The organism is Pseudomonas sp. K2I15 (assembly GCF_002204795.1).
In the GTDB taxonomy this organism is placed as follows: domain Bacteria; phylum Pseudomonadota; class Gammaproteobacteria; order Pseudomonadales; family Pseudomonadaceae; genus Aquipseudomonas.
Window position 1 is genome coordinate 1 of the sequence record NZ_NIXO01000114.1, and the last position, 7,993, is coordinate 7,993.

The following is a 7,993-nucleotide window of genomic DNA, read 5'->3' on the forward strand; positions in this document are numbered from 1 at the left end:
GGTTCAGTCACCTGAAGTGTTGAATGACACACCGCCTTCGCGAGCAAGCCCGCTCCCACACTAGAGCTGCGACGTGTTTTGAAGAATGAGTTCCACCCGGCAATTGAATGCCGAACAACACAACAATAAAAAGATCCGAGGTGTTGCATGTCCCAGTTAGAACCGCAGACTCCTGCAGCGCCACCCATGGTGCGGCTGCCCCTCTTGCAACTGATTCTGGTAGGCCTGCAACACGTCTTGCTGATGTACGGTGGCGCCGTCGCCGTGCCTTTGATCATCGGCCAGGCGGCGGGCCTGAGCCGTGAAGAAATCGCCTTCCTGATCAACGCCGACCTGCTGGTGGCGGGCATCGCGACCATGGTCCAGTCATTCGGTATCGGCCCCGTAGGCATTCGCATGCCGGTGATGATGGGCGCCAGTTTCGCCGCAGTCGGCAGCATGGTCGCCATGGCGGGCATGCCCGGCATCGGCCTGCAAGGGATCTTCGGCGCGACCATTGCCGCCGGTTTTTTCGGCATCCTGATCGCGCCGTTCATGTCCAAGGTCGTGCGTTTCTTTCCGCCACTGGTGACCGGCACCGTGATCACCGCCATTGGTCTTTCGCTGTTTCCCGTTGCAGTCAATTGGGCCGGTGGCGGTGCTGCGGCCGCAACGTTTGGCTCACCGATTTACCTGGCGATTGCCGCGCTGGTGCTGGCTACCATCCTACTGATCAACCGTTTCATGCGCGGCTTCTGGGTGAATATCTCGGTGCTGATCGGTATGGCCCTCGGCTACGGATTGTGCGGAATAATCGGCATGGTCGACCTCAGTGGCCTGGCCCAGGCGCCGTGGGTGCAAGTGGTGACACCACTGCATTTCGGCACGCCCAAGTTCGAGTTGGCGCCGATCCTGTCGATGTGCCTGGTGGTGGTGATTATCTTTGTTGAGTCCACCGGGATGTTCCTCGCCCTGGGCAAGATCACCGGCCAGGAAGTCACGCCGAAAATGCTGCGTCGCGGCCTGTTGTGTGATGCCGGCGCATCGTTTTTCGCCGGGTTCTTCAACACCTTTACCCACTCCTCGTTCGCGCAAAACATCGGCCTGGTGCAGATGACCGGTGTGCGCTGCCGCTCGGTAACGATCGTGGCCGGGGCGTTTCTGATTGTACTGAGCCTGCTGCCCAAGGCCGCGTTCCTGGTGGCGTCGATTCCGCCGGCAGTGCTGGGGGGGGCGGCGATTGCCATGTTCGGCATGGTGGCGGCCACGGGTATCAAGATCCTCCAGGAAGCCGACATCGCCGACCGCCGCAACCAGTTGCTGGTGGCGGTGAGTATCGGCATGGGTTTGATCCCGGTAGTGCGTCCCGAATTCTTCGCGCAGTTGCCGCTGTGGATGAGCCCGATCACTCACAGTGGTATCGCCATGGCCACGATCAGTGCGCTGTCGCTGAACCTCTTATTCAACATTCTGGGTGGTGCCGAACGCGCTGCCGCCAGCGCTCACGCACACCCACATTGATTCCTGCGTCACAACAAAAACAATAACGATCAGGGAACACACCATGCACGCCATTCACCCGGGGCCGGCCACGCGCCGTGCCCCATTCTCGCCCCGCGCGCTCTGTAACGGCGCACTTGAGCACAGGCCTGGGAGTCAGTATTCTCGGCGCCCGCTCAAATCGACTCAAAAAAAAACAGCGAATGTAAAAGCTGACTGCAAGGCCAACTTATCCCGGCCCCAGGTCCGCAGCCAATGTGTGCGAAAACTCTCCGAATTCGACTGTGTTCATCGCAGCCGACGGGGATTTTTTGGCTTTTAAACACCTTGGCGCAGCTCTTGCTAAAAGCATTAAAGCTGACCGAACAGACGATTTTTGCGGCAAGCCAAAAGACGCCATACCAGAGCGTCCGCTTAGAAAAAAACTAATAACCTTTACCTCGGGAGCAACCGAATGAAACGTACTGTGAACAGCCTGATGCTGGCAGGATCCCTGCTGGCTGGCGGCCAAGCCATGGCCGGTGATCTGCTGCAGTGGCAGAACAACAGCCTGACTTATCTGTGGGGCAAGAACTTCACTGTTAACCCACAGATCCAGCAAACCGTGACCTTCGAACACGCCGATGCGTGGAAGTACGGTGACAACTTCTTCTTCGTCGACCGCATCTTTTACAACGGCAAGGAAGACGGCAACGCCGGCCCAAGTACTTACTACGGTGAGTTCAGCCCGCGCTTGTCGTTCGGCAAGATTTTCGACAAGGACTTGTCGTTCGGTCCGATCAAAGACGTGTTGCTGGCGTTCACTTACGAGTTCGGCGAAGGCGACAACGAGTCGTACTTGCTGGGCCCTGGCTTCGACCTGGCAATCCCCGGTTTCGACTACTTCCAGCTGAACTTCTACCAGCGCCAGACCGAGGGCAATCGCCCGGGTGATGGCGTGTGGCAGATCACGCCGGTGTGGTCGTACACGATCCCGGTGGGCAACTCCAACGTGCTGATCGACGGCTTTATGGACTGGGTGGTGGACAACGACAAGAACGCCCGTGGCACTTACCACGCCAACCTGCACTTCAACCCGCAGATCAAATATGACCTGGGCAAGGCGCTGCATTGGGGCGAGAAGCAGTTGTATGTCGGTATCGAATACGACTACTGGAAGAACAAATACGGGATCCAGGACAGCGGCGCGTTCGAAACCAATCAGGACACCGCAAGTCTGTTGGTGAAGTACCACTTCTAACCACACCGCATATCCCCTGTGGAATCGGGTTTATGTGGGAGCGGGTTTGCTCGCGAATACGGTGGGTCAGTGACTTACTTTGCTGACTGACACTGCGCATTCGCGAGCAAGCCCGCTCCCACATTCAGTCCGGTGTCAGGCCCAGAAACCGCTTCAACTCTTCGCGCTTGGCCAGCGCATCCCGCCTTCCCAACTCAATCAATTCGCTGCAATACCCCGCCTCGAACAGCAAGTAACTGAGCACGCCCGCGCCACTGGTTTTGGTCGCCCCCGGCCCGCGCAGAAACAGGCGCAATGCCGCCGGCAATTCCTGGCGGTGACGCGCCGCGATTTCGTCGATCGGCTGGCTCGGTGCAATCACCAATACCTCCACCGGCGCCAGGCCCTGTATTGCCGCGTCACCAGGCAAGACATGACTGAACTGGTTCAGCCGCTCAAGCAATTCGATATCGCTTTCCAGGCTGTCGATGAACGTGCTGTTGAGCATGTGCCCACCGATCTGCGCCAGCGTCGGCTCCTGGCCGGTGAAGGTACGTGCCGGGTTCGAAGGATCGTTGCCGCGCGGGTTGCCACTGACGCCCACCACCAGCACCCGGGTGGCCCCCAGGTGCAACGCAGGACTGATCGGTGCCGACTGCCGCACTGCACCGTCGCCAAAATATTCCTGATCAAGTTTGACCGGCGCAAACAGCAACGGAATTGCCGAACTGGCCAGCAGGTGCTCAACGGTCAATTGAGTGGGAATGCCGATGCGCCGATGCCGCAGCCAGGCATCGATGGTGCCGCCGCCCTGATAGAACGTCACGGCCTGCCCGGACTCATACCCGAAGGCGGTGATGGCCACCGCATGCAGGTGTTTCTCGCGGATCGACTGCTCGATGCCTTCCAAGTGCAGCTTGTCGCGTAACAAGTCCCGCAGCGGCGAACTGTTGAGCAGCGCCACCGGCACCTGTGCGCCCAGCCCCAGCAGGCTGTGGATAAGGAAACGGCTGGCCTGGCTGATCACCCCGGGCCAGTCGCTGCGCAGCACCAGATGGCTGCGAAAGCCCTGCCAGAAGGCCGTCAGGCGCTGGATGGCGGCGGTAAAGTCCATGGCGCCACTGGCCAGGCTGACCGCATTGATCGCCCCGGCCGAGGTGCCGACAATCACCGGAAACGGATTGGCTGCCCCCGGCGGCAGCAGTTCGGCAATCGCCGCCAATACCCCCACCTGATAGGCGGCCCGCGCCCCGCCGCCGGAAAGAATCAAGCCTGTGACCGGTTCAGCTGGGCGCATTGCATCACTCCATGGTGCTTGGGGAATTCAGATCAACGACGGCGTTTTTCATACAGCTTAGGCTCACCCGGTGGCCGGCTCTTGAAGCGGCGATGGGTCCACAGGTATTGCTCGGGGCATTCGCGTACGGAGGCTTCGACCCACTGGTTGATGCGCAGGCAATCGATCTCGTCGGTTTCACCGGGGAAATCGGTCAGCGGCGGATGGATCACCAGGCGATAACCACTGCCGTCCGCCAGGCGCTCCTGGGTGAACGGCACCACCAGCGCCTTGCCCAGGCGCGCAAATTTGCTGGTGGCGGTGACGGTGGCGGCTTGAATGCCGAACAACGGCACGAAGATACTTTGCTTGGCGCCGTAGTCCTGGTCGGGTGCGTACCAGATGGCACGGCCGGCGCGCAATACCTTGAGCATGCCGCGCACGTCTTCGCGCTCAATGGCCAGAGAGTCGAGGTTGTGCCGCTCGCGGCCACGGCGCTGGACGAAATCGAACAACGGGTTACCGTGCTCGCGGTACATGCCGTCGATGGTGTGCTTCTGCCCCAACAGGGCTGCGCCGATTTCCAGGGTGGTGAAATGCAGGGCCATCAGGATTACGCCCTTGCCTTCCAGTTGCGCCTGCTTGAGGTGCTCCAGCCCTTCGACGTGGGCCAGGCGCGCCAGGCGCGGTTTGGTCCACCACCAGCTCATGGCCATCTCAAAAAAAGCGATACCGGTGGAGGCAAAGTTTTCCTTGAGCAAATGTTTACGCTCTTTGGCGGATTTTTCCGGGAAGCACAGTTCCAGGTTTCGCGCGGCGATGCGGCGACGTTCACCGGCCACCCGGTACATTCCGGCACCCAAGGCGCGGCCAATCCCCAGTAAAGCCCGGTACGGCAACTGCACAATCAGCCACAGCAAACCCAGTCCCAGCCATAACAGCCAAAAACGCGGGTGAAAAAATTCAGCTCGAAAACGCGGGCGATCCATTAAAGATTCCGGTAAAGACAACGGCCGCGCATTCTACAACGGTTCGACCCGGCTTGCGGCTAGCGGATGTTCTCGTTATAAGTCTCGACACTTTTCGTGACAAGCCGCTTTGCCGACCATGAGCCAAACCGAACCGCTAGACCAAGATCCCGTGTTCCAGCTGAAAGGCAGCATGCTCGCCATTACCGTGCTGGAACTGGCCCGCAACGACCTTGATGCCCTGGACCGCCAGCTCGCCGCCAAGGTCGCCCTCGCGCCGAACTTCTTCAACAATGCGCCGCTGGTGCTGGCCCTGGACAAACTCCCGGCCGGCCAGGGCGCTGTCGACCTGCCCGGCCTGATGCGCGTGTGCCGCCAACATGGCCTGCGCACCCTGGCGATTCGTGCCAGCCGTATCGAAGACATTGCCGCGGCAATAGCCATTGAACTGCCAGTACTGCCGCCGTCCGGTGCACGGGAGCGTCCGCTGGACCCGTTGGTCGGCGAAGAGAAGAAAAAACCCGAGAAACCGCCGGAGCCGACGATCAAGCCTACAAAGATCATCACCTCTCCCGTACGGGGCGGGCAGCAGATTTACGCCCAGGGTGGCGACCTTGTTGTCATCGCCCCGGTAAGCCCGGGGGCGGAACTTCTCGCCGATGGAAACATCCATGTATACGGTCCCATGCGTGGTCGTGCACTGGCCGGCGTAAAAGGTGACACAAAGGCCCGTATTTTTTGCCAGCAGTTGACCGCTGAGCTAGTGTCCATCGCAGGCCAGTACAAGGTTTCGGAAGATTTGCGTCGCGACCCGCTGTGGGGCGCCGGGGTGCAAGTCAGCCTGTCGGGCGATGTGTTGAACATCGTTCGTCTTTAACGGATACTGCCGCATTTTCCAAGCATCTCTAGACTCTGATAGCACAGCGAAAACGGCAAAACTTAAGTAGGAATAATGGGCAGGTGACATTTACCTTTGGTAAATCGCACTTTTTTCATCTTATTCCTACAAAGGCTGTCCGCCTGCAGCGAGTTTCAAGAGATGTTTTTCAGGGGCTAAAAAGTCCTTTTTCCTTAGGGGTGAAACACCTTGGCCAAGATTCTCGTGGTTACATCCGGCAAGGGTGGTGTGGGTAAGACCACCACCAGCGCCGCTATCGGTACCGGCCTCGCTCTGCGCGGCCACAAGACAGTCATCGTCGACTTCGACGTCGGTTTGCGTAACCTCGACCTGATCATGGGCTGCGAACGCCGCGTGGTGTACGACTTCGTCAACGTCGTCAACGGCGAAGCCAACCTGCAACAGGCCCTGATCAAGGACAAGCGCCTTGAGAACCTGTACGTACTGGCCGCCAGCCAGACCCGCGACAAAGAAGCGCTGACCAAGGAAGGCGTGGGCAAAGTCCTCGCTGAACTGAAGGAAACCTTCGAATACGTGGTGTGCGATTCCCCGGCGGGTATCGAGACCGGTGCTCACCTGGCGATGTACTTCGCCGACGAAGCCATCGTCGTGACCAACCCTGAAGTCTCGTCGGTACGTGACTCGGACCGCATGCTCGGCCTGCTGGCCAGCAAGTCCCAGCGCGCCGAGAAAGGCGAAGAGCCGATCAAGGAACACCTGCTGCTGACCCGCTACAACCCTGAGCGCGTGAGCAAGGGCGAGATGCTTGGCGTGGAAGACGTCAAGGACATCCTGGCCGTGACCCTGCTGGGCGTGATCCCGGAATCCCAGGCTGTACTGAAGGCTTCCAACCAGGGCGTGCCGGTAATCCTCGACGACCAGAGCGACGCCGGCCAGGCGTACAGCGATGCGGTTGATCGCTTGCTGGGCAAAACCGTGGAACATCGCTTCCTCGATGTAGCGAAGAAGGGATTCTTCGAGCGTATCTTTGGAGGCAACTAAACAATGAAATTTCTCGACTTCTTTCGCGCCAACAAAAAGCCAAGTACCGCGTCGGTAGCGAAAGAGCGTCTACAGATCATCGTGGCGCACGAACGCGGCCAACGCAGCACCCCGGATTACCTGCCAGCCTTGCAGAAGGAACTGGTGGAGGTGATCCGCAAGTACGTCAATATCGGTAACGATGACGTACATGTCGCCCTGGAAAATGACGGCAGCTGCTCGATTCTGGAACTCAATATCACCCTGCCTGATCGTTGATCGAAAAGGCGGTCGCCACGGCGGCTCGGTTACTGGACTTCTGTAGGAGCGAGCTTGCTCGCGATGGACGTTAACGATAACGCGCTCATCCTGAATGAACGTGTTGTTCTTAAGTTTTTCGCGAGCAAGCTCGCGCCTACAGGAACTTCGGCAACCCAGCCGCCGTTGGCGTTTGTTACGAGGCTGTTTTAATGCCGTTGTCCAATGTCCATATCCTTCATCAGGACGCTGCTGTCCTGGTGGTGAACAAGCCTACCCTGCTGCTCTCGGTGCCCGGTCGCGCCGACGACAACAAGGACTGCCTGATCACCCGCCTGCAGGAAAACGGCTACCCCGAAGCCCGCATCGTCCATCGTCTGGATTGGGAAACGTCCGGCATCATCCTGCTGGCCCGCGACGCGGACACCCACCGTGAACTGTCGCGTCAGTTCCACGACCGGGAAACCGAAAAGGCCTACACCGCGCTGTGCTGGGGCCAACCGGAGATGGACAGCGGCAGCATCGACCTGCCATTACGCTACGACCCGCCGACCAAGCCACGGCACGTGGTGGACCATGAGTTCGGCAAGAACGCACTGACCTTCTGGAAAGTCCTGGAGCGCTGCGGGGATTGGTGCCGGGTTGAACTGACGCCGATTACCGGCCGTTCGCATCAACTGCGTGTGCACATGCTGTCCATCGGTCATCCCTTGTTGGGTGACGGTTTGTACGCCCATGAACAGGCCTTGGCCGCGTGGCCGCGCCTGTGCCTGCACGCCAGCATGTTGAGCTTCACCCATCCCCAGAGCGGCGAGCGCTTGCGCTTCGAGTGCCCAGCGCCGTTTTAACCTGTAAACGCAATCAAAATGTGGGAGCGGGCTTGCTCGCGAAAGCGGTGTATCAGAAACACATTC

Annotated in this window: 8 protein-coding genes; 6 read left to right on the forward strand and 2 right to left on the reverse strand. The window is 59.5% G+C overall.

Features of this window, described 5'->3' with window-relative positions; translation table 11 throughout:
* The first annotated feature begins 147 nt into the window (after nt 1-147).
* On the forward strand, nt 148-1,500 hold the full coding sequence (locus CEC48_RS30255; RefSeq protein ID WP_088427172.1) for a nucleobase:cation symporter-2 family protein: 1,353 nt from the start codon (nt 148-150) through the stop codon (nt 1,498-1,500).
* A gap of 433 nt (nt 1,501-1,933) precedes the next feature.
* Nucleotides 1,934-2,719, forward strand: a complete 786-nt coding sequence (locus CEC48_RS30260; RefSeq protein ID WP_088427173.1) for an outer membrane protein OmpK — start codon at nt 1,934-1,936, stop codon at nt 2,717-2,719.
* A 124-nt stretch (nt 2,720-2,843) separates the two neighbouring features.
* Here the strand turns inward: CEC48_RS30260 and CEC48_RS30265 are convergent, their stop codons facing one another.
* On the reverse strand, nt 2,844-3,995 hold the full coding sequence (locus tag CEC48_RS30265) for a patatin-like phospholipase family protein (RefSeq protein WP_088427174.1): 1,152 nt from the start codon (nt 3,993-3,995) through the stop codon (nt 2,844-2,846).
* Nucleotides 3,996-4,027: 32 nt separating this feature from the next.
* Nucleotides 4,028-4,963 (reverse strand): lipid A biosynthesis lauroyl acyltransferase, encoded by a 936-nt coding sequence (locus CEC48_RS30270; RefSeq protein ID WP_088427175.1) that lies wholly within the window; start codon nt 4,961-4,963, stop codon nt 4,028-4,030.
* Nucleotides 4,964-5,081: 118 nt separating this feature from the next.
* Here CEC48_RS30270 and minC point away from each other — a divergent pair, with 118 nt between their 5' ends.
* The 4 genes from minC to CEC48_RS30290 all read left to right on the forward strand — a co-directional run bounded on the left by minC (nt 5,082) and on the right by CEC48_RS30290 (nt 7,927).
* Nucleotides 5,082-5,819 carry a septum site-determining protein MinC gene (gene minC, locus CEC48_RS30275; RefSeq protein WP_088427176.1) on the forward strand — a complete coding sequence of 246 codons (738 nt, stop codon included), beginning with the start codon at nt 5,082-5,084 and terminating at the stop codon, nt 5,817-5,819.
* A 210-nt stretch (nt 5,820-6,029) separates the two neighbouring features.
* On the forward strand, nt 6,030-6,842 hold the full coding sequence (minD, locus tag CEC48_RS30280; protein ID WP_010176105.1) for a septum site-determining protein MinD: 813 nt from the start codon (nt 6,030-6,032) through the stop codon (nt 6,840-6,842).
* 3 nt (nt 6,843-6,845) lie between these two features.
* Nucleotides 6,846-7,100, forward strand: coding sequence for a cell division topological specificity factor MinE (gene minE / locus CEC48_RS30285; RefSeq protein ID WP_003175252.1), 255 nt, complete (start codon nt 6,846-6,848; stop codon nt 7,098-7,100).
* A 191-nt stretch (nt 7,101-7,291) separates the two neighbouring features.
* A complete protein-coding gene (locus tag CEC48_RS30290) occupies nt 7,292-7,927 on the forward strand; it encodes an RluA family pseudouridine synthase (protein ID WP_088427177.1) in 636 nt (211 codons plus the stop codon).
* The last annotated feature ends 66 nt before the right edge of the window (nt 7,928-7,993 follow it).